The following is a 21,622-nucleotide window of genomic DNA, read 5'->3' on the forward strand; positions in this document are numbered from 1 at the left end:
TCATTATGGCATGCTGCGTGCTGTAAATGTTTTCAACATTCGGTTATTTCGGTACAATATTAGTAAACGTTTACACGGGGGATCATCTATGAACGGAACCTTTCTGGCGCGGATCAGTCAATATGCTGAAAAGATGAGTGAAGCTGAATTGTATCTGATTCGATATATACGGGAAAATCTCGATACAATCCCTGAATTGTCGATCGTACGATTAAGTGAAGATGCGAATGTTTCCACTGCCACCATTGTTCGTACAATGAAGAAGCTCGGCTATAATGGGTTTACCGATTTTAAGATCCGGCTAAAGGATGAAAATGACCAGAATCCAAATTTTTCAATCATTGAGCAAGTGGATGAAGAAATAAAAGATGCCATTTTGAAGAATGAGCAGGAAGTGATGAGGACCATCGAGATGCTTAATAGCGGATTGATAGAGGATACTGTACAAAAAATTTTGCATAGCAGCCGGGTGATCCTATTTGCCAGGGGATTCTCTGAACTTATAGCAAAGGAGATGGAAGTGAAACTGCAGCTGCTGAACAAGTACGCAGAGCTGCATGATGATCCCAATATCATCCGTACGAAAAGCAAGAGGCTTGAACAAGGGGATTTGGTCATTTTTGTTTCATTGAATGGGTATACGGAAGAGCTGGTGGATGCAGCAAGGAGCTGCCAGCAAAACGAAACAAGTACAATCACCTTGACGTGTAACAAAAATAGTCCGCTTGCCGCACTTGCTGAGTTGACCCTGACCGGCTACAAATCGGAGACATCTTATTTTCCGGATTATGAGGTGAGGTCGAGACTTCCGCTTCAGGTGATTTCGAGAATATTGCTGGATGCATACGCCATCCGGGCAGGAAAGTCCTGATTTTCAGGAGGGAAGAGGTTATGTCATCCTGCAATAAGCTTTTTTTCTTGCATCGTTTCATTCTCGGCGTTATATATGCAGCGGATGGAATGAGGATTTTCTTTCGATCGGGCATGAAAAGCCAAGGCTCATTTCTTTTGCTGTCCAAGCATATCTGCACCATTCCCAGGAGATGACTTGTATAATATGCTGCAGATACAAGAAGGAAAGGAAGTTGCATATGGATTTACAGCTTCAAGATAAATTAGTCGTTGTCACGGGATCAACCGGAGGCATTGGAAAAGGGATTGCGACATCTTTCTTAAGGGAAGGGGCGACCGTGATCATCAACGGACGGAATGAAGCTCGTGTCCAATCAGTAATGGAAGAGCTATCTGCATTCGGGAAGGTACATGGTATTGCAGCCGATCTGTCAGATGGGGAACAGGCCGATGGCTTTATCCGGAAAGTGAAGGAATACGGGGAAGTGGATGTCCTGGTCAATAATATGGGGATCTTTGAGGTGATGGATTTTGCCGATGTGACGGATGAAGAATGGATGCATTATTTCAATATGAATGTCCTCAGCGTCATTCGCCTGTCCCGTGCTATCCTGCCAGACATGCTGGAGCGAAACAGCGGCCGTATCCTTACGGTTTCCAGTGAAGCGGGTGTGAAGCCGCTGCCGCATATGATTCCGTATTCTGTTACTAAATCAGCGCTTATCAGCCTTTCCCGCGGAATGGCGGAGCTGACGAAGGGGACAAATGTGACAGTGAACAGTGTGCTTCCTGGTCCGACATGGACAGAAGGGGTGGAAAGCTATATGAAAGGAGCGGCAAAAGCTGCGGATCAGGAGCTGGATAAGTTCACCGCCGATTATTTCAAGGACAGCGAACCGACTTCATTGATCCAGCGCTATGCGACTGTGGAGGAAGTTGCCGATACGATAGTATTCCTGGCTTCCAAACAAGCTTCTGCGATCAATGGTACCGCTCAGCGTGTAGAGGGCGGCATCATCCGTGCATTGTAAAAAGATGAAGGACTCAGCTCATTGCGGGAGCTGAGTCCTTTTTATAAATATTGTGCCATCCATTTCCTGACATGCTCCAGCAAATCGATTCGATAGGATGGTTTGCCATTTTTCAGCAGACCGTGGTTGGAGTTTGGATATCTGATCAATTTCGTTGTTTTATCCCATCGCTTCAATGCCATGTACAGCTCATCGGCTTGGCTGACTGGACAGCGCAAATCAGCTTCCCCGTGAATGAGAAGCAGCGGTGTCTCCATTGTCTGTACATGCGAAATCGGGGAGCGCTCCCATAATTTTTCGGTATCCTCCCAAACATTCCCCCCGACAATCCCTTCCGCATAAGCTATGCCGATATCACTTGAATTGTAGAAAGACACCCAATTCGAGATGCAGCGCTGGGATACTGCTGCCTTGAAACGGTTTGTGTGCCCGATTATCCAGTTCGTCATCAGTCCGCCGTAGCTGCCTCCGGCTATGCCAAGCCGTGATGCATCCAGATGCGGATATGTTTCAAGGGCATGATCCAGTCCGCTCATTATATCCAGATAATCTCCGTTCCCGAAATCGCTCCGGCACGCATTGGTGAAATCTTGTCCGTATCCGACGCTTCCCCGAGGGTTTACAAATAGGACGGCATACCCTTCGGCAGTGAGCGATTGAAACTCATAGCTGTACATATTGGTGTAAGCAGAATGAGGACCGCCATGGATCTGCAGGACAAGCGGCACCTTTCCATCCGTTATCACTGGAGGATTCATGATCCACCCTTGGACTTTTGTTCCGTCGAAGGAAGAGAACCAGAATTCCTCAGGGATGCTTTGCCATGTGCTGGCATGATAAGCAGTATGATAGGCCGTCAGCTGCTGCTCTTCCATCGTTTCAAGATCCAAAGTATACATCTCGCTAAGACTAGTCGGGGTCAGGGCTGCATACACGATGCGGTGGCCATCCGCACTCAGGGCCATATCGTAAATGTCCTTGTCGCCAGTGCTTACTTGGAACGAGGCATCGTCTGCAAAACGATGGATATGGACCTGCCCTTGCTTGGTGACAAGTGAATAAATAGCGTGACTGGCAGGATGTATCAGTGGTGCTGCGTAGTCGTCGGAGAACTTCGCATCATTAAGTGAAGCGCTTCCTGCATGTATGTCCTCCGTATGAAGCAGCTCCGGAACACCAGCCGCATCCAATCGATAAAGGCGGTTTGCTGTGCCGCTTCCGAATTCTTGGTCGTTGGCAATCAGGATAAAGGCTGCTTCATCAGCCTTATAGGTGAATTTTTGAATGCTCAAGTTGGAATCGGAATGTTTCTCTATCGAGCCGGATGCAATATCGATTATGTATAAGTCCTGTATCCGTTCATTCCTCCTGGTGTATATATCATCTCCAGACAGGGAGCCTGCTGTAAAAGCTATCTGCTCGCCATTTGGCAGCCATTGTGCATTTGCGGCATGGAATGGTCCGTCTGTTAACTGCTTTGTCCGTTTATCTTTTACATCATATAAAAATAGGTGGGTATAGCTGCCGCTGTACAAGCCAGTCCCTTCCTGCTTGAAATACACTTGTTCAAACACATGGCCGTTCCTGTTTGTATGTATTTCTTTTTTGGTGTCAGCGTGAACCTTTGCTGTGAAGAATAGACGGGAGCCATCCGGGGACCATCGATAGGAAAGGATGGATTCCGGGAATTCGATCAGCTGTATGGGTTCCCCGTTGTCATCTAGCATCCAGATTGCTTTTTTGTCCTTGCCGCGAAGGAAGGTGAGTCTGTCGCTTGGTGACCAGGAAGGTAGCGTATCGAAGCCTTCACCGGGAATGGTTTCCATCGACCCACGCTTGATTAATGTAATGGCGGTATGGTAGCTGTCCGTTTCTTCATTTATGCTTCGGTCCACAAAAGCTATTGTTCCATCAGGATGCAAATTCAAATTGGAAAGCCAGTGATGCTGCAGTATATCTGCGGGATTCATAAGACGTTTTGCCATGCTGGAAGTCCTCCTTTTTTAGTAACTCCCATTGTAATGGAAAGGAAAGGATTGGAACAATGAAAGCCCTCGCTAAAGAGGGCTGTTTGACTGTTTATTCACTTATGGTGTTGCTGCTGGTGTGAATTGATCATGTCTCCCTGCTTAGGAGAGCGGCGGTTTTTCGAAGTTCCTCTTCCAGTACTTCGAAGTAATCGGACAGGAAGCCTTGGAATTTCTTTGCTATGGGGCTGTGGTATCTCCTGGTTGACCAAGCCAGGCCGATTGTCCGTTCACAGATGGGATCCTGCAGACGGATGACAGGTAAGTGGGCTGTTTTATTGCCCATCAATGATACAGATGGAATGAAGGCGATCCCGAGACCTTTATTGACCAATTCCCCGATGACGCCTGGTTCATCCCCCTCAAAGGCGATATGAGGCTGAAACCCCGCCAGCTGACAATATTTATCGGTCAGATTGCGTATGCCATAGCCCTCATTCATGCTGACGAAGGCTTCATCGCGGAGTTCATAAAGGGAGATATGGCTTTTGGTCCCAAGCCAATGACCTGGAGGGGCTATCAGCAGGATTTCTTCCGTCATGAGCGGCTGCCATTCGATGTCCTCATCCTGGATCGGTACAGAAGAGATGCAGAAATCGAGCTCACCGCTGCGCAGTTTTTCCGTCATTTTCGGCACGGACTGTACGTATTGCTTGAAGTGAACCTGCGGCTCTTCCTCCAGGAAGCTGCTGATCAGATCCGGCAATACCCGGGGTATCGTGACAGACAGCCGGATCGTGTGATCTGTTTTTTGATTCAATGCATGCAGTTCCCGCTCTGCTTCCTGCAGCTCATGAAGGACAGCGTTGACGCGACGGAGGAATATCCTGCCGTTTTCATTCAGTTTGATTTGCCGATTGTATCGCTCAAAAAGCCTTATCCCCAGATCCTCCTCCAATCGGCTGATTGCTTTACTGAGCGAAGGCTGGGCGATATTCAATGCTTCGGCTGCATGTGTCATGTGCTCCAGTTCAGCAACTTTTTTAAAATATTGCAACTGTAATAATTCCACGTTCATCCTTCTTTCGGATAGTTTAAAAGCTATTATTTATAATGATATATATATTATACAATATGCACCTGAGCCGTTATGCTATTTAGATGTTCAATATTTCACAAAGGTAAAGGTGAGGAAATCATGAAAGGAATAAAATTGGGCTTTTTTGACATAAAGCGGATGTGGCAGCATAAACACGGACGTATTGCACTTATTTTCCTGCTGATCATTCCGGTTGTGTATGCTGCACTGTTCCTTGGCGGCTATTGGGATCCATACGGTCATATCGAAGACTTGCCGGTGGCAGTCGTCAATCAGGATGAAGGTGCCAGCATGGATGGCGAAGAAATGCATGCCGGGGATGATTTCATCAAGGAATTGAAGAAGAGCAAGGCGCTGGACTTCGATTTTGTATCAGACGAGAAGGCAGAAGATGGATTGGATGATGGTAAGTATTATATGAAAGTGACCATCCCGAAAGACTTCTCCGAAAAGGTAACGACGCTGATGGACGAAAAACCAAAACAAGCGGAGCTTACGTATGAAGTCAATCCGGGTAAAAACTTCGTGGCAGCGCAAATCAGTTCTTCGGCAATGGAGGAAATGAAATCCAAGCTCGCCAGCAGCATTACGAAATCATATGCTGACAGTGTGTTCACCAGCTTCCATGAAGTGGCTGAAGGGCTGCAGGATGCCGGTGATGGAGCTGGCGATCTGCACAAAGGTATCACGGATGAACAGAACGGATTGAAGGATCTGCAAAATGGGATCGGTGATGTGAATGGTGGTGCCTCCGACTTGGCGGATGGTGCGGATAAGCTGGCTGCTGCCCAAGGTAAACTGTCGGATGGGATCGGCAGCCTGCATACAGGTGCATCTGATTTAGCGAGCGGGCTTGGTCAGTTGGATGATGGAGCAGCGTCACTGAAATCCAATACGGATAAAATTGCAGATGGCCTGGCAGACTGGGACAAGCAAAGCAAGGAACTATCAGAAAGTCAGGATAGCTTCACATCTGGTTCCCAGGATTTGAGTAAACTGGTTGCCTCCTATATGAAAGAGCATCCGGAACTCAAGGATGATAAGACATTCCAGCAAATAGCAGCAGCGTCTGAACAGCTGGCGGATTCATCTGCAAAACTGGCGGATGGTCAAAAGCAGCTTGGAGAAGGTGCGGAGAAGCTGGCATCAAGCGAAGAAAAGATTGCGGATGGAATGGATGATTTCAGTGAAAAATTCGGCTCCGCGGTCAGCGGAGCCAATGAGCTTGCCAGCGGCGCTGCCGATTTGGATAGTGGTTTTGCTGATTACACCACAGGCTTTGGATCACTTCAGAGCGGAGCAGCCGAACTTGCTTCCGGAACGGATAAACTGTCGGATGGAGCGACGCAGCTGGATGATGGTATGACGAAGCTTTCCGATGGTTCGGATGAGCTTGCGACAAGCCTGCAGGATGCTGCTGACAAAACTGCAGATATCAAGTCCAGTGATGCGCTGACGACGATGTTTGCCGACCCGGTCAAGCTGACAGAGAAACAGCTGTCGGATGTACCGAATTACGGTGTCGGTATTGCGCCATACTTCTTATCGCTTGCTTTGTTCGTTGGAGGCTTGATGGCAGCCAATATCCTGCCGCTCGGCAGAAGACAGGATATGCAAGTATCCGGTACGGCGCAATTCTTCAGTAAACTGACATTGGTTTATGTCGTGGCTATCATTCAAGCAGTCATACTCGACTTGATCTTCCTATTCGGATTCCAAGTCGATGTGCAGAGTGTGCCGTTATTTATCCTGTCCAGCATCATTGTGTCCATGACGGTCATGACGATCATCCTTACACTCGTGACGCTGTTCGGGAACTTAGGGAAGCTATTGGCCATTGTATTGCTGGTGGTCCAGCTTGCAACATGCGGCGGGACATTCCCGGGCGAACTGACCATTTCCGCTTTGGCATCAGTGGGCAAATACTTGCCGATGGCGCATTCCTTGCACAGTTTGCAGGAGGCAATCACACTCGGCGACTGGTCGGTGCTCGGTCATCAATTGGTCGATTTATTGATCTATCTGGTTGTCGTCGGTGTCATCGGATGGATTGTATCCTATTTGCAGCACAGACCTAAAAAAGATACAGAGCTGGAAGCAGCTTGATGAAAGGGCCTGTCCTTTAAGGACAGGTCCTTTTCCTGAATAATATTGAAAGCGGTTGCATAGGCGGTGATACCATCATATAATGTAAGGAGAGCGTACAATTGCATCACACCTATTGAAGGTTGTTACTGATTAGATCAGGCAAAACTTCAACATCCGATGAGAGCGGCTATCCTTAGCCTTTGATTCGTTTGTTGGAGTTTTTTCTTTTTTCGGAAGGGGGTAGACATGGAGATACATCGCGTGATCAATAACAATATTGTCGTAAGTGAAGATTCCCAAGGAGATGAAGTCATCCTGATCGGAAAAGGGCTTGCATTCGGATTGAAACGAGGCGATCCAATTCAAGAGAAGAGAGTGGAAAAAAGGTTCTATCTTGAAGATAAGGGGCTGTATGCGAAATTCAAAAAAATGCTGCAGGAAGTATCGCTGGAAGAAATGCATATTGCGGACGATATTATCAGTATGGCGCGCCGGCAACTGAAGCGAGAATTCAGTGAGAGTATCTATATATCCTTGCCGGATCACATCCACGCAGCCATCAAGCGTCATCATGATGGAATCCAACTGCAAAATGGTCTGCTGTGGGAAATCAAACGAATGTATAAGGAAGAATTCCGTATTGCAGAAAAAGCTGTGGCTTATATCAACGATCAATTCGGGGTCGATTTGGGAGAAGATGAAATGGGGTTCATCGCCTTCCATTTTGTCAGTGCCGAGTTAAATAGTGAAATGAACGCAATAACGAAGATTACCAGATGCATGAAAGAGATCATGAACTTAGTCACCTATAATCTTCAAGTTTGTATCGATGATAATTCCATGAATGGGTTCCGGTTTATGACGCATCTCAAATTCTTTGCCCATCGTGTCGTGAATAAGGAACCTCCTGAGATACGGGAAGATACGGTACTTTATGACATCATCCGGGAGAAATATCGCAAGGCATTTCAAGTGGCACTAAAGATAAAGGATTATATCATCAATCAGTACAACTATGAAATCAGTGATATTGAAGTCACGTATTTGACGGTGCATCTTCAAAGGTTTTTGGAAAGGAAAACTGAATGATGGTTTCTAAGCTCGTTACTTTTCGGGAGGCCAGACTTAGATTGTGGCAATGCTTTATTTTGCTATGATCTGAGTCTTTTTTATTTCAATGGAGGTGTGAAAATGGATAAGAAGAAATTGGCTGCGGCCATATTGGAGCAAGTGGGCGGTGAAAGGAATATAAAAGATGTGTACCATTGTGCAACAAGACTGCGCTTTACATTGCGGGATCGTTCTGCAGCTGACAAGTCAGTGATAGAATCGATGCCGGGCGTCGTAACGGTTGTGGAAAGCGGGGGTATGTTCCAGGTCGTCATAGGAAATGACGTGAGTGATGTCTACGATGAACTGCTCCAGATTACTTCTTTGTCCGCTTCTTCGGCGGACGGTGCAGCTGAACAGCAGAAAGGGAATCTATTCAACCGTTTTGTGGATCTTATCTCCGGTATTTTCAGTCCGCTATTGGGTGTATTGGCAGCCTCCGGACTGCTCAAAGGCCTGAATGCTGTACTGGTCAGTTTTGGCTGGATTGATCAACAAGGCGGGACATATAAGGTGCTGCATGCTGCTGGAGACAGTTTCTTCTATTTCCTGCCCATTTTCCTGGCCTTTACGGCAGCAAGAAAGTTCAAGGTTAATCAATTCTTGGCTGTCGCTTTGGCAGGGGCATTGATATACCCTGATCTAGCCGCAGCCTTCAAGGAAGGCATCTCTGTCGATTTCATGTCTATTCCGGTTGTCCTTGCCCAATATAGCAGCACGGTCATACCGATCATCTTAGCTGTATGGGTATTATCATATGCAGAGGGCTTTTTCAAAAAACTATTCCATGAGAGTGTCAGGAATTTACTTACGCCATTTTTCTGCTTGGTCATCATGGTACCTCTGACATTGCTTGTGGTAGGCCCGATTGCCACATTCGCAAGCAGCTCGATAGCAGCAGGTTATCTGGCTGTTTATACAATCAGCCCCATCATCTCAGGTTTGATCATGGGTGCCATGTGGCAGGTATTGGTCATCTTCGGACTGCACTGGGGATTGGTCCCCGTCATGCTGAATAATATTTCTGTATACGGCAGGGATACATTAAGTGCCATGACAGGTCCTGCTGTTGCAGCCCAAGCAGGAGCTGCGCTGGGGGTATTCCTGAAAACGAGGAACAAAGGCATGAAGGCTTTGTCTTTACCTGCATTCGTCACTGGTTTATTCGGTATAACCGAGCCAGCTGTCTATGGGGTGACCTTGAAACTGAAACGACCTTTCCTCTTGGCATGTATAGCCGGGGCGATTGGCGGAGGTATCTCAAGTGCATTCGGAGCAAGTGCGATTGCAACTGCAACGAAAAGTATCCTTACGTTTCCGATCTTTGTAGGTCCGGGATTCATCGGTTATGTACTGGGCTATTTTGTTGCGTTAATTCTTGCATGTATCCTGACTTACCTATTCGGCTTCAAGGAAGAGGCGGATCCAGTAAGAGAAAAGCACAGACAGGAAGAAGCTCCGGGCAATAAGGATGGGAAAAAGGGAGAAGTTGTGGTGAGTCCGATGACTGGGGAAGTAGTGAAACTAGCCGAGGTGAAGGATCCAGCGTTCGCTTCAGGGGGGATGGGGCAAGGGATTGCTTTGATTCCGTCTGAAGGGAGATTATATGCACCGATTGATGGCAAAGTGGAAATGGCTTTTCCGACAAAGCATGCCTATGGCCTTAGGACGGCTGATGGAGGGGAAGTGCTGATACACATTGGGTTGGATACCGTGAAGCTTGGAGGAGAAGGATTCACATCTTATGTGGATACAGGCGACAGCGTGACGAAAGGGGATTTGATTGCGGAATTCGATTTGGATACCCTGCGGAAAAAAGGCTTCGATTGCACGACACTCATGGTCATTACGAATGCTTTGCATTATAAAGAAGTCATACCTGAAACCAAAAAGTACCTGAATTCTGGAGAAGCAGCTATAACCTTGGTTGAAAATAGGGATACAGATTTAAAGAAGGGAATATCGTGATAGATTTAACCCAGGCTCGCCTTAAAAGGCGGGCTTTTTCCATTGACACCGTATGTTAGACTGTAAACAGCAAATCGAAAGTAAAGGATAGAGCGCATGCAGATTGATAAACCGAAATTGGCGATGGAATTGCCGGAGAAAAGGATGCACGATATTTTCTTTGAAGAAGAACCGGAATTGGAAATGTGTCAGGTGCAGCAAGCTGATTTTTCGAATGAATCCGTATATCGGCTGCGATTGTCGAAGGCAGTGATTCGCAATAGCCGTTTCAACAATACCGATTTTACCGGAATGGATCTGCTGGATGTCCGGTTTGAGAATTGCGATTTTTCCAATGTGAATATGAGCAAGTCTTCGATTCACCGCGTGGAGTTCCGAGGCTGTAAGATGCTGGGCGCAGATTTGACGGAGTCAAGCTTAGGCAATGTTGCTTTCGAGGATTCATTGGTGAATCTTGTATCTTTCGGCAGGTCCAAGATGGAGAAAGTGATCTTTTCCTCCTGCGGACTGCAAGGGGCGGACTTTTATGCCAATCGGTTGAAAAGGGTGGAATTCATTGACTGTGATTTGAATGAGGCCAATTTTGAACAGACTTCACTAAAAGGCATCGATCTTAGTACGAGTACTTTCCAGCAGCTGATTGTGTCGCTCGAGGATCTGAAAGGCTGCATCGTTTCTCCTCATCAGGCGATTCAATTCGCATCATTGATCGGACTTGTGATCAAGTAAAAAGCTTCCCGGGCGGGAAGCTTTTTTAGCTGGCGGGCTGTAACGTGCTTTTGGCGGTGACCAGACGCAGAATATAAAACATTACGATGGCTGCATACAGGAAGAGCCAGACGTTCAGGATGCCATGGATAATTGCCATACCAAGGAATCCGGCTGCCAGTACGTAATAGGACATCGGCAATATCGCTTTCCGGATGAGCGACCCTTCCCTTCCCGCCAATCCTACAGTGGCAGAAGCGGCAACGATGTTGTGGACGCAAATCATATTGCCGGCAGCCCCGCCCACTGCCTGCAGGGCGACAACTGTTCCTGCCTGGTGGATATCCAGACCGATATTGCCTGCGGCTCCGAATTGGAACAGGGAAAACATCATATTGCTGAATGTGTTGCTGCCTGCAATGAAGGCTCCCAATGCCCCCACAGTCGGTGCAGCGATCGGCCATAGACTTCCGGTGAGCATAGCAACGGATTCTGCAAGTATGAGCGGCATATTTTGTCCGGCAAGTGATTCCGTGGCAGCGTTCACTTTGTCAGCGCCTAATGAGGTATGAAGGAAAATCTTTATCATCGGTACGGCGAACAGCAGTGCGATCCCGGCGCTGGCGGCTGTTTTAAACGAATCCTTCCAGGCATTCCTGTATGCATCCAACTTCATTCGATGCAAGAAGAACGTCATGACAGAGACAACGATGAATAAGAACCCAGGTAAATATAGCGGAGTGGAGGTGGTTGTTATTCCCGATCCGAAAGTGTCCGTGAAAACGATCTTCCACGATTCCAGTAACTGCTTGAACGGATCGAAAGAACGGGATAATACAAGTATACCAGCGACCAAAACATACGGAAGCCAGGACATCCACATAGGGATGGTGCGTACAGGTCTTTCCTCTGTCCGGACTAGATTGAGTTTGCCGATCCATTCGTCTTCCCATTGATTTTGCTCCGGGAAATCGAAGGTTTGATCCTTTGGCATAAACCAGCCTTGGCGTGCTGCAGGTATAACGATCAGTAAGGCGATGAGCGCACCAAGCAAGGAAGGAAATTCTGGTCCGAGCAGTATACCGATCAAATAATACGGGATGGTAAAAGCAAAACCGGCAAACAAAGCGAACTTCCACGCTCGCAGTCCTTCCAAAAAGGACTTGTTGGGACCGAAGAAACGCGTAAGGCAGGCGGAGACGAAAAGCGGAATGATCGATCCGACTATAGCATGGACCAGCACCACATTTGATGTTATGTAAAGCAAATATTCAAAGTAGCTCATATCGGTTTGCTGCAAGCCGGACAGGACTGTTTGCTGATCAGTCAGTCCTGTATTGACTCCGATAAGAATCGGTGTTCCGACAGCGCCGAATGATACTGGTGTGCTTTGTATGATCAAGGAAACAAGAACGGCTGCCATGGCAGGAAATCCTACAGCGACAAGCAGCGGCGCGGCAATGGCAGCAGCTGTCCCATAGCCAGCTGCCCCTTCGATGAAGCATCCGAACAGCCATGCAATAAGGATGGCCTGGATACGCCGGTCAGGCGAAATGGTCATGAAGCCGCGGCGGATTGTGTGGATGGCACCGGATTCCTTCACCGTATTCAGCAGCAGAACAGCACCGAATACGATAAAGATGACTTCAAGAGCAGTGATCAGGCCATTGAAAGCGGCACCTGCCACCACGTTGGTTTTGGTCCCCCAAACGAAAACGGCAATCATTGCTGTTACGGCAAGTGCAACCGGCATAGCCCGGCTGGCAGGCCAGTTTAAGATAACGAGAAATAATAAGATCGTCATGATTGGCACTAAAGCGATCAATGATAATGTTAATAAACTCATCGTCCTTTCCATCCCCTTTTAGTAAGCGTTTTCAAAATAATGCAAAAGCATGGTCATCTGATGACCTGTTTACATTATAAAGCGGAATTTTTTGAAAATGCAATGAAAATTTGGGAAATTTCCGTTTATAATGAGGGGGAGGTGGGAACCCAATGAAATACAAACAAATCAAACCCAAAAAAATATATGAACAAGTAGCCGATGAGCTGCTTTCGATGATACGGAATGGCAATCTTAAGCCGGGGGAGAAATTGGCAAGCGTCACGCAGCTTGCTGAGAACTTTCAAGTCGGCCGCTCCGCAATCAGGGAAGCACTGGCAACCCTGCGGGCAATGGGCTTGGTCGAAATGAAGCAGGGCGAAGGCACTTACGTGAAAGCATTCGAACCAGAGGGAATCGTTTACCCGCTTCAGCATGCACTGCTTATGAGCGGAGAAGACCGGGCAGAACTTATGGAAGTGCGGCATATACTGGAAACAGGTATTGCCGCTTCAGCAGCACTGACCCGTTCAGATGAAGATTTGGCACAGATGGAACAAGCGCTCGCAGAGATGAAGGAATTCGCAGGTGATCCGGAAAAAGGAGAGAAAGCAGACCTTGCTTTCCATATGACGATTGCCCATGCGGCCAAAAATAAACTGCTTCTGCGTCTCATGCACCATGTATCGGATTTGACAGGGGAATCCATGCGGGAAACGAGACAGATTTGCCTGTTTGGTGAAAAAGCAGCTCCCGAGGAATTGAACAAGCAGCATGAAGCGATACTGCACGCTATCCGTTTGCAGCAGCCTGAACAAGCAAGACTGGAAATGATGAGACATTTGGAATATGTAGAAGGAGTGATCCGTGCCTATATGGATTAGGATAAGCCGCCGACCGAGGCGGCTTTTTCCTTATATGCAGGTATTGGAAAATGAAAGCGGTTGTAGTATGATGGAATCAGATATCATTCAGGTCATCTGATGACCTTACTTGTGAGGTGGCAGCATGAAGGTTACATTATTTGCGACATGTATTGTGGATATGTTCCAATCCGATGTCGGGAAGGCGACGGTGGAGCTTTTGGAAAGGCTGGGCTGTGAGATTGTATTTCCGACAGGACAGGTGTGCTGCGGGCAGCCGGCATACAACTCCGGTTATGTGGAAGATGCCAAGAAAGCGATGAAAAAGATGATTGCGACATTTGAGGATGCCGAGGTCATTGTCACACCATCAGGCTCCTGTGCCACGATGTTCAAGGATTACCAGCATGTTTTCCGGGATGATCCCAAATGGCGCCCCCGGGCAGAACGGCTGGCCGAAAAGACATACGAACTGACAGAATTCATCGTGGATGTCCTGAAAATAGAGGATGTCGGGGCGAAGCTTGAAGGGGTGGCTACTTACCATCCATCCTGTCATATGACAAGGCTGCTTGGAGTGAAGGATGCACCGATGAAGCTTCTTTCGCATGTAGAGGGCTTGGAAATGCAACCGCTTCCCAATGCGCAGAATTGCTGCGGATTCGGCGGGACGTTTTCCGTTAAGATGGGGAATATTTCTGAACAAATGGTCGATGAGAAAGTGGATTCCGTGACGGAGACGAAGGCAAGCTATCTGATTGGGGCGGATGGCGGCTGTCTGCTGAATATTGGAGGCAGGATGCAGCGCCGCGGCAAGCCTGTCAAGGTGATGCATATCGCTGAAGTGCTAAACAGTCGGTGAGGGGGAACAACCATGGCGATGAAGATTGGGAATGAAAAATTCAAGGAAAATGTGAACAAGCAAATGGAAGATACATTCATGCGCGGAGCAGTCGCCGGAGCGCAGGAACGTCTTCGGACGAGAAGGCTGGATGCAGCAGAGGAGCTGGGGAACTGGGAAGAATGGCGTTCCCACGGGGAAGAGATACGTCAGCATACCCTCGATCATCTGGACTACTACTTGCAGGAGCTTGCTGAAAATCTGCAGAAGCGCGGCGGGCATGTTTTTTTTGCCGCTACTGCGGAAGAAGCGAATGACTATGTGAAAGGTATCGTGAAAGAAAAAAGGGCCCAAAAGATCTTGAAGGCGAAGTCGATGGTCACGGAGGAGATCGGATTGAATGCTGTCTTGGAACAGGAAGGCTGCGATGTCATCGAAACAGATCTGGGCGAATACATCCTGCAGCTGGACGACCATGATCCGCCTTCGCATATCGTCACACCGGCACTCCATAAAAACAAAGAGCAGATCAAGGATGTCTTTACCGAGAAGCTGGAGTACAAACTGACTTCCAAGCCGGAGGAGCTGGCTCTGCATGCCAGGGAAAAATTGCGTCAGGAATTCCTGCAGGCAGACATCGGCATTACAGGATGCAATTTTGCCATAGCCGAATCTGGTTCGGTTGGTTTGGTCACGAATGAAGGGAACGCTGGCATGGTTTCCGACTTACCGGATACGCAAATCTGTGTCATGGGGATGGAGCGCATCGTACCGACCTTTGAAGAATTTGAAGTGCTCGTGGGACTGCTTACAAGGAGTGCCGTCGGGCAAAAGCTGACCAGTTATATCACCGCTTTGACAGGTCCGCGGACAGCGGGGGAAGCCGATGGCCCATCCGAGTTCCACCTGGTCATCGTTGATAATGGGCGTTCCGGTATCCTAGGGACCGAATTCCAGTCTGTCCTGCAATGTATCCGATGTGCAGCATGTATCAATGTCTGTCCGGTGTACCGCCACATCGGCGGACACTCCTATAACTCGATATACCCTGGTCCGATCGGGGCAGTGCTGACACCGCTGCTGGGCGGATATGATGATTTCAAGGAACTGCCGTATGCATCGACACTCTGTGCAGCCTGTACGGATGCTTGTCCGGTCAAGATCCCATTGCATCAGCTGCTCCATCGCCATCGGCAAGTGATTGTCGAAAGGGAAGGGCGTGCACCGATTTCCGAGAAGATGGCCATGAAGGCATTTGGTATAGGAGCTTCCTCCAATCCGCTTTATGCAGCTGGATCAAAAATGGCAAGCTCGGTCATGAAGCCTTTTACAAAGGATGAGACCATTTCGAAAGGGCCGGGACCGCTGAAGGCTTGGACCGAAATTCGTGATTTGCCGGCTCCGAACAAAGAGCGTTTCCGTGATTGGTTCAAGGAGCACGAAAAGGAGCGTGACAAAGCATGATACAGAATCAGGACAGCTTTCTTGCGAATGTGGCCAGCCGTCTGGGCCGAACAAAGGTGCTGATGGAAAAGCCGGCGCGGAATTGGAATTATCGCCCGCAGGATAAGACATTGACTGATAAAACCCCGGATGAGCTAGTGGAGATACTTCGCGATCAATGCCGGCTTATCCATACCGAATTTATCGAGACTGATTCGGCTGCCTTGCCGAATGTGCTGGCAGATACTATAGCAGCCTATGGCGGGGGCCCGTTGGCCATTTGGCAAGACCCACGCTATGAAGCATTTGGTTTGCGTGAACAGCTCCGATCGTGGCCCGAACAAGGAATCGATGTGCATGAATGGGATCCTGCCATTGGATATGACAACATCGGTATTGTGGAGAAAGCCAATATCGGTATTACATTCAGTGATATCACGCTGGCTGAGTCCGGAACGGTCGTGCTGTTTTCGGGGGAAGGCAAAGGCCGCACGGTGAGCTTGCTGCCGCATAAATATATCGCCCTCGTACCGAAAAGCACCATCGTTCCCCGGATGACCCAGGCAGCGCAGCAAATATCCAAGCAAGTACAAAAAGGAGAGACCATTGCATCCTGTATTAACTTCATCACCGGACCAAGCAACTCGGCTGATATCGAAATGAATCTGGTTGTCGGGGTGCATGGCCCTGTGAAGGCTGCTTATATCGTGATAGAAGATAAATAGATGGCTCGGGGAAAAACACCAGGATCAATGTATATCTTAACTGTTGCTTCAAACCGCCAGTTGTAAAAATGTTTCGTTTAAAGAAATTCCAAAAGAGAATGATTATTTAAAAAAATGGATTGACATTCAATTGGAAAACCCATAACATGGTAATCAAATCTAACAACTACATACTTGATTTATTCTTATCCAGAGAGATCGAGGGATCAGGCCCTATGACGTCTCGGCAACGGGTTTATCGTAAATACCGTGCCAATTCCTGCAAACACAGCTGTGTTTGGAAGATGAGAATGAGGAAGTTTCATAATGAAGCCCTCTTTTTCTGGATAAGAAAAAGAGGGCTTTTTGTGTAGCGAGGGGGAATAGAGTTGATTACGTTCAAGAATGTATCAAAGACCTTCACAATCGGAAAACGGGAAGTGCACGCCGTACGCAATGTGAACCTGACGATAGAGCAAGGGGAGATTTTCGGCATCATCGGCTTCAGCGGAGCCGGTAAGAGCACATTGCTGAGATTGGTCAATGTGCTGGAAAATCCTACTGCTGGTGCTGTAGAGGTGCAGGGGGTAGATTTAGCCAAATTGCCCCCTAGGGAAGTCCGGAAGGTGCGCAGGAGAATCGGGATGATCTTTCAGAATTTCAATCTGCTAACCTCGCGTACTGTTGCTGGTAATATTGCATATCCTCTGAAACTGGCCAAAATGCCGCGAGCAAAAATAAAAGAACGGGTGGATGAACTGTTGCGCTTCGTCGGCCTTTCGGATAAAGCGAAGAATTATCCAGAGCAGCTCTCTGGAGGGCAGAAGCAGCGGGTTGGAATTGCCAGGGCGCTGGCTACTTCCCCGGATATCCTGATATGTGATGAAGCGACTTCGGCTCTGGATCCGGATACGACAGGAGAGATTCTGCGTCTGTTGAAGAAAGTGAACAAGGAATTGGGCATTACGATTCTGCTGATAACACACGAAATGCACGTGATTCAGGCAATCTGTGACAAGGTTGCTGTCATGGAGGAAGGGGAGGTCATCGAAACGGGCGGAGTATTCGATACATTCACAGATCCTATTCACCAGACAACGAAACGTTTTATCCGTTCCATACAGCAGGATCTCCCGTCTCCTTCCCTATTGGATGAATGGCGTCAAAAAGGCGGGAAGAAGCTGTATCGGATCATTTTCAAGGGAGAGGTGGCGAGTGACCCGGTATTATCCAGGGTAACGAGGAAGCATGATATCGATGTGAATATTGTGTATGGTTCCGTACAGGAGATACAAGAGAAATTCTATGGGAATCTGCTTGTGAGCTTCCAAGGAGACGAAGAAAGAACGGTCAGCGCAGTAAAGGAACTGGATGATATCGTTCAGATCGAGGAGGTAGAAGTGGCATGGGGGTAGATTGGCAGACATTCTGGCCGCGCATTGTCGAAGCGACCGGCCAGACAATCTTGATGGTGGCTGTCACGTTGGTGATAGGTTCTGTATTCGGCATCATTATCGGACTTTTACTTTTTGTCACACGAAAAGGGAATATACTGGAAAATGCGATTTTGTTTCAAATCATCAATTTCTTAATCAATATCATTCGGCCGATTCCATTCATCATCTTTTTAGTGGCTATCAGTCCGCTGACCAGAGAAGTGGTAGGGACGACAATCGGCACATGGGCAGCAATCTTCCCGATGAGTATAGCAGCAGCCTTCAGCATCGCACGAGTTGTTGAAAATAACTTCATCAGCATCGATCCGGGTGTCATTGAGGCCGCAAAAGCGATGGGCGCCAGTCCGCTCCAGATTATTTATACCATCTTGATCCCGGAAGCGCTTGGTCCGCTGGTTCTTGGATTGACGTTCATTACCATCAGCTTGATTGATTTCTCTGCGATGGCAGGAACAGTTGGAGGGGGCGGTCTCGGGCATGTGGCAATGACCTATGGATATCAGCGGTTCGATACAAGCGTCATGGTTGTTACCGTCGTTATATTGATTGTACTTGTCCAGCTGGCCCAGTGGATCGGCAATACACTTTCAAGAAGGATATTAAGGAGATGAAGAAAATGAAAAAAACATTACTTGGCATTATTTCCTTCGCTTTTGTGTTTGTTCTAGCGGCTTGCGGCAGCAGTTCAGCTGACGGCAGCCAGACCGTTAAAATTGGTGTTACAGGATCGGATGGAGATCAATGGCCAATCCTGAAGGAGAAGGCAAAGGAAGAGGGAATCAATATCGAGCTAGTCGAATTCTCGGACTATACGTTGCCGAACCAAGCATTGGCCAATGGCGAGATAGACATGAACTCCTTCCAGCACATTGCTTTCCTGAGTCAATATGCCAAAGAACATGGCGATACGATTGTCCCGATAGGCTCAACAGTAATAGCCCCGATCGGAGCTTACTCAGAGAAAATCGATAGCCTGGATGAGTTAAAGGAAGGCGATAAAGTAGCCATTCCGGATGACCCATCCAATCAGGCTAGATCGCTTCGGGCTTTGGAAGCTGCGGGTGTCATCAAACTGGCAGACGATTTCGGCCAGTTCGGTGATCCTTCCAAGATTGCAGAGAATCCGAAAAACATTGAAATTGTACCTGTTGTTGCACAGCAGACCCCCCGTGTATTGCCGGATGTAGCTGCATCCTTCATCAATAATGGTGTTGCAGGCCAAGCAGGCTTGAATCCAAAAGAAGATCCGATTTATCTGGAAAATGCCAACGATGACAGCATTACACCATTTGTGAATGTATTTGCGGTAAGGAAAGAAGACGAGAACAATGAGATATATCAGAAAATCGCTGCATTGTATCAGGATGAAGAAGTGAAAAAAGCTGTAGAGAATGATACGAATGGCGGTTCCATAGTTGTGGATGTACCAAAAGAAGAACTGCAGGAGCATTTGAAACGTCTTCAGGAGGAGGAATGAGCGATGGGAAAAGCTGTGACGGCTATGAGCCGAATTTCATGGCATCTTGAGGAGAATGGAGAAAAGTATATCCAAACAAGCCAGGCAATCCATGCAAAGCCGGAGCTTGGCAATCAGGAATTTTTCGCCAGTGAAACGCTCGCTTGTTTGCTGGAAGAGGCGGGATTTCAAGTGGATAAGGGGGTGGCAGGGCACGAAACTGCATTTTATGCGCTGAAAGATAGCGGGAAACCAGGACCACGGATCGCTTTTCTTGCCGAGTATGATGCGCTGCCTGGGATCGGGCATGCTTGCGGTCATAATATCATTGGTACTGCCAGTACAGCAGCTGGTATTGCCCTGGCGGAAACATTGGATCAAATAGGCGGAAGTGTAGCCGTCCTCGGTACCCCGGCTGAGGAAGGCGGTCCCAATGGAAGTGCCAAAGGCAGCTTTGTCAAGCATGGTCTGCTGAAGGGAATCGATGCTGCCTTGATCATACATCCTTCTGTACGAACAAGTGTCACTGGGGAGTTCCTTGCCGTAGATCCGCTTGATTTCCATTTCTACGGAAAATCAGCTCATGCCTCCGGTTCCCCTGAAAAAGGAGTCAATGCTTTGGATGCTGTCATTCAGCTTTTTAATGGTATCAATGCATTGCGGCAGCATCTCCCGCAGGATGTACGCGTGCATGGAATCATCCCGAACGGCGGGGATGCGCCGAATATCGTTCCGGAATATGCGTCGGCACGCTTTTTCATCCGGGCAGAAACATGGAGTAAAGCACAAGCAGTTTCACAAAAAGTGAAAAATATTGCCCAGGGGGCTGCATTAGCCACCGGAGCCACTGTCAAGAGAGAAAGATTTCAAAATGAAGTGAAGGATTTTGTTTTGAATCCAGTGTTGGATCAATTGCTGAAGGAAGAGCTGGAAAATGCCGGCGAATATGTACATGTGAAAAAAGGTAAGGGACGCGGCTCAACGGATACAGGTAATATTAGCTATGAGGTCCCGGCGGCGCATCCTTATATCCAAATCGGACCGGAAGATCTAATTGGTCATACGGAAGAATTCCGTGAAGCAGCTCGCTCAGCGCGCGGTGATGCAGCAGTATTGAAAGGGGCCAAAGTCTTGGCGCATGCAGGTTACCGATTATTGACAGACAAGGAGCTGCTGCAGCAAGCCAAGACAGTATTCGAAAAGAGTAAGGCTGAAAAAGTGATGGGGTAAGTGGTCTATGACGCAAAAGTGTTTCAGTTAGATGAAAAACCCGAACTGTTACGTGAATCTTCAGCCGCAGATTTGCGTGAGTTCGGGTTTTTGACGATACGATTCCATTTCCAATCGATTTCATTCATTTCATCAACTCCTGCTTTTCGTTATATGATTGGTTGGGTGAATTACCAACCAATTGGATGAGGACATGCGATTCAATGTCCTATATGCTAAGTTAGGGAGGAGAGAGATGATGGAGCCGATCATACATGGAATCATTCTTGCTTTCGGGCTTATTTTGCCCCTTGGAGCTCAAAATGTGTTCTTATTCAATCAAGGTATCATTCAAAAAAGGATGATTCATACGCTTCCGGCAGTAATTACAGCTGGAATGGCCGATACAATCATGATTTCCATGGCAGTCGCTGGTGTTTCGGTGCTTGTGTGGACAATACCTTGGATCCAGACAGTGCTTTATGGAATTGGGTTCTGCTTTTTGACTTATATAGGATGGGGACTTTGGAAATCAGTTCCGGATACCGTACAAGCGGGTGAAGAAAGCTTCCCCCCACGAAAGCAAATCATTTTCGCTGCATCTGTATCCTTGCTGAATCCTCATGCCATATTGGATATTGTCGGAGTTATCGGGACAAGCTCCCTGGCGTATTCGGGTCCGGAGAAATGGAGCTTTTCGATGGCATGCATAGCCGTTTCCTGGATTTGGTTCTTCGGCTTGGCAGCTGCGGGGAGACTTATCGGAAGTTTGGTTGCACAAGGGAAACTGCTGCTGATTCTGAATCGTATCTCAGCACTGTTGATATGGTCCATGGCGGTGTTTATGCTAATCCGTCTGAGCAGATTGTTATAGCAATACCTCTGCCGCTAGGCAGGGGATTTTTTTATGTGAAATCCTGCTTTTCCTTTCGATATGCTTTCCATGCCGTCTTTGCGGCAGCATAGCCATAAAAGTACCTCCCTGAAAAAACAGCAATCAA

18 protein-coding genes and 1 riboswitch are annotated in these 21,622 nt (G+C 47.8%); of the genes, 15 read left to right on the forward strand and 3 right to left on the reverse strand.

What is annotated here, in order from left to right; all coding sequences use genetic code 11:
- The first annotated feature begins 88 nt into the window (after positions 1-88).
- On the forward strand, positions 89-871 hold the full coding sequence (locus tag MHI54_RS10415) for a MurR/RpiR family transcriptional regulator (protein ID WP_340081430.1): 783 nt from the start codon (positions 89-91) through the stop codon (positions 869-871).
- A 220-nt stretch (positions 872-1,091) separates the two neighbouring features.
- Positions 1,092-1,883 carry an SDR family oxidoreductase gene (locus tag MHI54_RS10420; RefSeq protein ID WP_095216227.1) on the forward strand — a complete coding sequence of 264 codons (792 nt, stop codon included), beginning with the start codon at positions 1,092-1,094 and terminating at the stop codon, positions 1,881-1,883.
- Between the two features lie 41 nt (positions 1,884-1,924).
- Here the strand turns inward: MHI54_RS10420 and MHI54_RS10425 are convergent, their stop codons facing one another.
- Together MHI54_RS10425 and MHI54_RS10430 are read right to left on the reverse strand one after the other, a co-directional pair.
- Positions 1,925-3,868 (reverse strand): S9 family peptidase, encoded by a 1,944-nt coding sequence (locus MHI54_RS10425; RefSeq protein ID WP_340081431.1) that lies wholly within the window; start codon positions 3,866-3,868, stop codon positions 1,925-1,927.
- Positions 3,869-3,998: 130 nt separating this feature from the next.
- Positions 3,999-4,922, reverse strand: coding sequence for a LysR substrate-binding domain-containing protein (locus MHI54_RS10430; protein WP_340081432.1), 924 nt, complete (start codon positions 4,920-4,922; stop codon positions 3,999-4,001).
- A gap of 126 nt (positions 4,923-5,048) precedes the next feature.
- On the opposite strand from MHI54_RS10430, the gene MHI54_RS10435 reads away from it, so the two are divergent.
- From MHI54_RS10435 to MHI54_RS10450, 4 genes are all read left to right on the forward strand, one after another.
- The gene (locus tag MHI54_RS10435) at positions 5,049-7,055 is read left to right on the forward strand and encodes a YhgE/Pip domain-containing protein (RefSeq protein ID WP_340081434.1); all 2,007 of its coding nucleotides are present in this window, start codon (positions 5,049-5,051) and stop codon (positions 7,053-7,055) included.
- A 228-nt stretch (positions 7,056-7,283) separates the two neighbouring features.
- The gene (locus MHI54_RS10440; protein ID WP_095216231.1) at positions 7,284-8,126 is read left to right on the forward strand and encodes a PRD domain-containing protein; all 843 of its coding nucleotides are present in this window, start codon (positions 7,284-7,286) and stop codon (positions 8,124-8,126) included.
- A 102-nt stretch (positions 8,127-8,228) separates the two neighbouring features.
- Complete coding sequence (locus tag MHI54_RS10445; protein WP_340081435.1) at positions 8,229-10,115, forward strand: beta-glucoside-specific PTS transporter subunit IIABC; 1,887 nt, start codon at positions 8,229-8,231, stop codon at positions 10,113-10,115.
- Positions 10,116-10,211: 96 nt separating this feature from the next.
- Positions 10,212-10,844: a pentapeptide repeat-containing protein gene (locus tag MHI54_RS10450; protein WP_095216233.1), complete on the forward strand. Its 633-nt coding sequence runs from the start codon at positions 10,212-10,214 to the stop codon at positions 10,842-10,844.
- 25 nt (positions 10,845-10,869) lie between these two features.
- Here the strand turns inward: MHI54_RS10450 and MHI54_RS10455 are convergent, their stop codons facing one another.
- Complete coding sequence (locus MHI54_RS10455; RefSeq protein WP_340081436.1) at positions 10,870-12,669, reverse strand: L-lactate permease; 1,800 nt, start codon at positions 12,667-12,669, stop codon at positions 10,870-10,872.
- Between the two features lie 152 nt (positions 12,670-12,821).
- Here MHI54_RS10455 and MHI54_RS10460 point away from each other — a divergent pair, with 152 nt between their 5' ends.
- From MHI54_RS10460 to MHI54_RS10500, 9 genes are all read left to right on the forward strand, one after another.
- Positions 12,822-13,532: a FadR/GntR family transcriptional regulator gene (locus MHI54_RS10460; RefSeq protein WP_095216235.1), complete on the forward strand. Its 711-nt coding sequence runs from the start codon at positions 12,822-12,824 to the stop codon at positions 13,530-13,532.
- A gap of 124 nt (positions 13,533-13,656) precedes the next feature.
- Positions 13,657-14,373, forward strand: a complete 717-nt coding sequence (locus tag MHI54_RS10465) for a (Fe-S)-binding protein (RefSeq protein WP_095216236.1) — start codon at positions 13,657-13,659, stop codon at positions 14,371-14,373.
- 12 nt (positions 14,374-14,385) lie between these two features.
- Positions 14,386-15,816, forward strand: a complete 1,431-nt coding sequence (locus tag MHI54_RS10470; protein ID WP_095216237.1) for a LutB/LldF family L-lactate oxidation iron-sulfur protein — start codon at positions 14,386-14,388, stop codon at positions 15,814-15,816.
- The gene (locus MHI54_RS10475; protein ID WP_340081437.1) at positions 15,813-16,520 is read left to right on the forward strand and encodes a lactate utilization protein C; all 708 of its coding nucleotides are present in this window, start codon (positions 15,813-15,815) and stop codon (positions 16,518-16,520) included. The genes MHI54_RS10470 and MHI54_RS10475 overlap by 4 nt, the downstream gene beginning before the upstream one ends.
- A 182-nt stretch (positions 16,521-16,702) precedes the next feature.
- A riboswitch (SAM riboswitch) is annotated at positions 16,703-16,811 on the forward strand.
- A 77-nt stretch (positions 16,812-16,888) separates the two neighbouring features.
- Positions 16,889-17,914: an ATP-binding cassette domain-containing protein gene (locus MHI54_RS10480; RefSeq protein ID WP_095216239.1), complete on the forward strand. Its 1,026-nt coding sequence runs from the start codon at positions 16,889-16,891 to the stop codon at positions 17,912-17,914.
- Positions 17,905-18,567: a methionine ABC transporter permease gene (locus MHI54_RS10485; RefSeq protein ID WP_095216240.1), complete on the forward strand. Its 663-nt coding sequence runs from the start codon at positions 17,905-17,907 to the stop codon at positions 18,565-18,567. The genes MHI54_RS10480 and MHI54_RS10485 overlap by 10 nt, the downstream gene beginning before the upstream one ends.
- A gap of 5 nt (positions 18,568-18,572) precedes the next feature.
- Positions 18,573-19,433 carry a MetQ/NlpA family ABC transporter substrate-binding protein gene (locus tag MHI54_RS10490; RefSeq protein ID WP_340081439.1) on the forward strand — a complete coding sequence of 287 codons (861 nt, stop codon included), beginning with the start codon at positions 18,573-18,575 and terminating at the stop codon, positions 19,431-19,433.
- 3 nt (positions 19,434-19,436) lie between these two features.
- Positions 19,437-20,642: a M20 family metallopeptidase gene (locus MHI54_RS10495; protein WP_340081440.1), complete on the forward strand. Its 1,206-nt coding sequence runs from the start codon at positions 19,437-19,439 to the stop codon at positions 20,640-20,642.
- 235 nt (positions 20,643-20,877) lie between these two features.
- A complete protein-coding gene (locus tag MHI54_RS10500) occupies positions 20,878-21,495 on the forward strand; it encodes a LysE/ArgO family amino acid transporter (RefSeq protein WP_198946044.1) in 618 nt (205 codons plus the stop codon).
- Positions 21,496-21,622: the final 127 nt, after the last annotated feature.

This window comes from Terribacillus sp. FSL K6-0262 (assembly GCF_037977385.1).
Lineage (GTDB): Bacteria > Bacillota > Bacilli > Bacillales > Amphibacillaceae > Terribacillus.

Excerpts from the sequence above, each read along its gene's own strand:
- MHI54_RS10415 (WP_340081430.1), top strand. The coding sequence starts at position 89 with ATGAACGGAACCTTTCTGGCGCGGATCAGTCAATATGCTGAAAAGATG.
- MHI54_RS10420 (WP_095216227.1), top strand. The coding sequence starts at position 1,092 with ATGGATTTACAGCTTCAAGATAAATTAGTCGTTGTCACGGGATCAACC.
- MHI54_RS10425 (WP_340081431.1), bottom strand. The coding sequence starts at position 3,868 with ATGGCAAAACGTCTTATGAATCCCGCAGATATACTGCAGCATCACTGG.
- MHI54_RS10435 (WP_340081434.1), top strand. The coding sequence starts at position 5,049 with ATGAAAGGAATAAAATTGGGCTTTTTTGACATAAAGCGGATGTGGCAG.
- MHI54_RS10440 (WP_095216231.1), top strand. The coding sequence starts at position 7,284 with ATGGAGATACATCGCGTGATCAATAACAATATTGTCGTAAGTGAAGAT.
- MHI54_RS10445 (WP_340081435.1), top strand. The coding sequence starts at position 8,229 with ATGGATAAGAAGAAATTGGCTGCGGCCATATTGGAGCAAGTGGGCGGT.
- MHI54_RS10450 (WP_095216233.1), top strand. The coding sequence starts at position 10,212 with ATGCAGATTGATAAACCGAAATTGGCGATGGAATTGCCGGAGAAAAGG.
- MHI54_RS10455 (WP_340081436.1), bottom strand. The coding sequence starts at position 12,669 with ATGAGTTTATTAACATTATCATTGATCGCTTTAGTGCCAATCATGACG.
- MHI54_RS10460 (WP_095216235.1), top strand. The coding sequence starts at position 12,822 with ATGAAATACAAACAAATCAAACCCAAAAAAATATATGAACAAGTAGCC.
- MHI54_RS10465 (WP_095216236.1), top strand. The coding sequence starts at position 13,657 with ATGAAGGTTACATTATTTGCGACATGTATTGTGGATATGTTCCAATCC.
- MHI54_RS10470 (WP_095216237.1), top strand. The coding sequence starts at position 14,386 with ATGGCGATGAAGATTGGGAATGAAAAATTCAAGGAAAATGTGAACAAG.
- MHI54_RS10475 (WP_340081437.1), top strand. The coding sequence starts at position 15,813 with ATGATACAGAATCAGGACAGCTTTCTTGCGAATGTGGCCAGCCGTCTG.
- MHI54_RS10485 (WP_095216240.1), top strand. The coding sequence starts at position 17,905 with ATGGGGGTAGATTGGCAGACATTCTGGCCGCGCATTGTCGAAGCGACC.
- MHI54_RS10490 (WP_340081439.1), top strand. The coding sequence starts at position 18,573 with ATGAAAAAAACATTACTTGGCATTATTTCCTTCGCTTTTGTGTTTGTT.
- MHI54_RS10495 (WP_340081440.1), top strand. The coding sequence starts at position 19,437 with ATGGGAAAAGCTGTGACGGCTATGAGCCGAATTTCATGGCATCTTGAG.
- MHI54_RS10500 (WP_198946044.1), top strand. The coding sequence starts at position 20,878 with ATGATGGAGCCGATCATACATGGAATCATTCTTGCTTTCGGGCTTATT.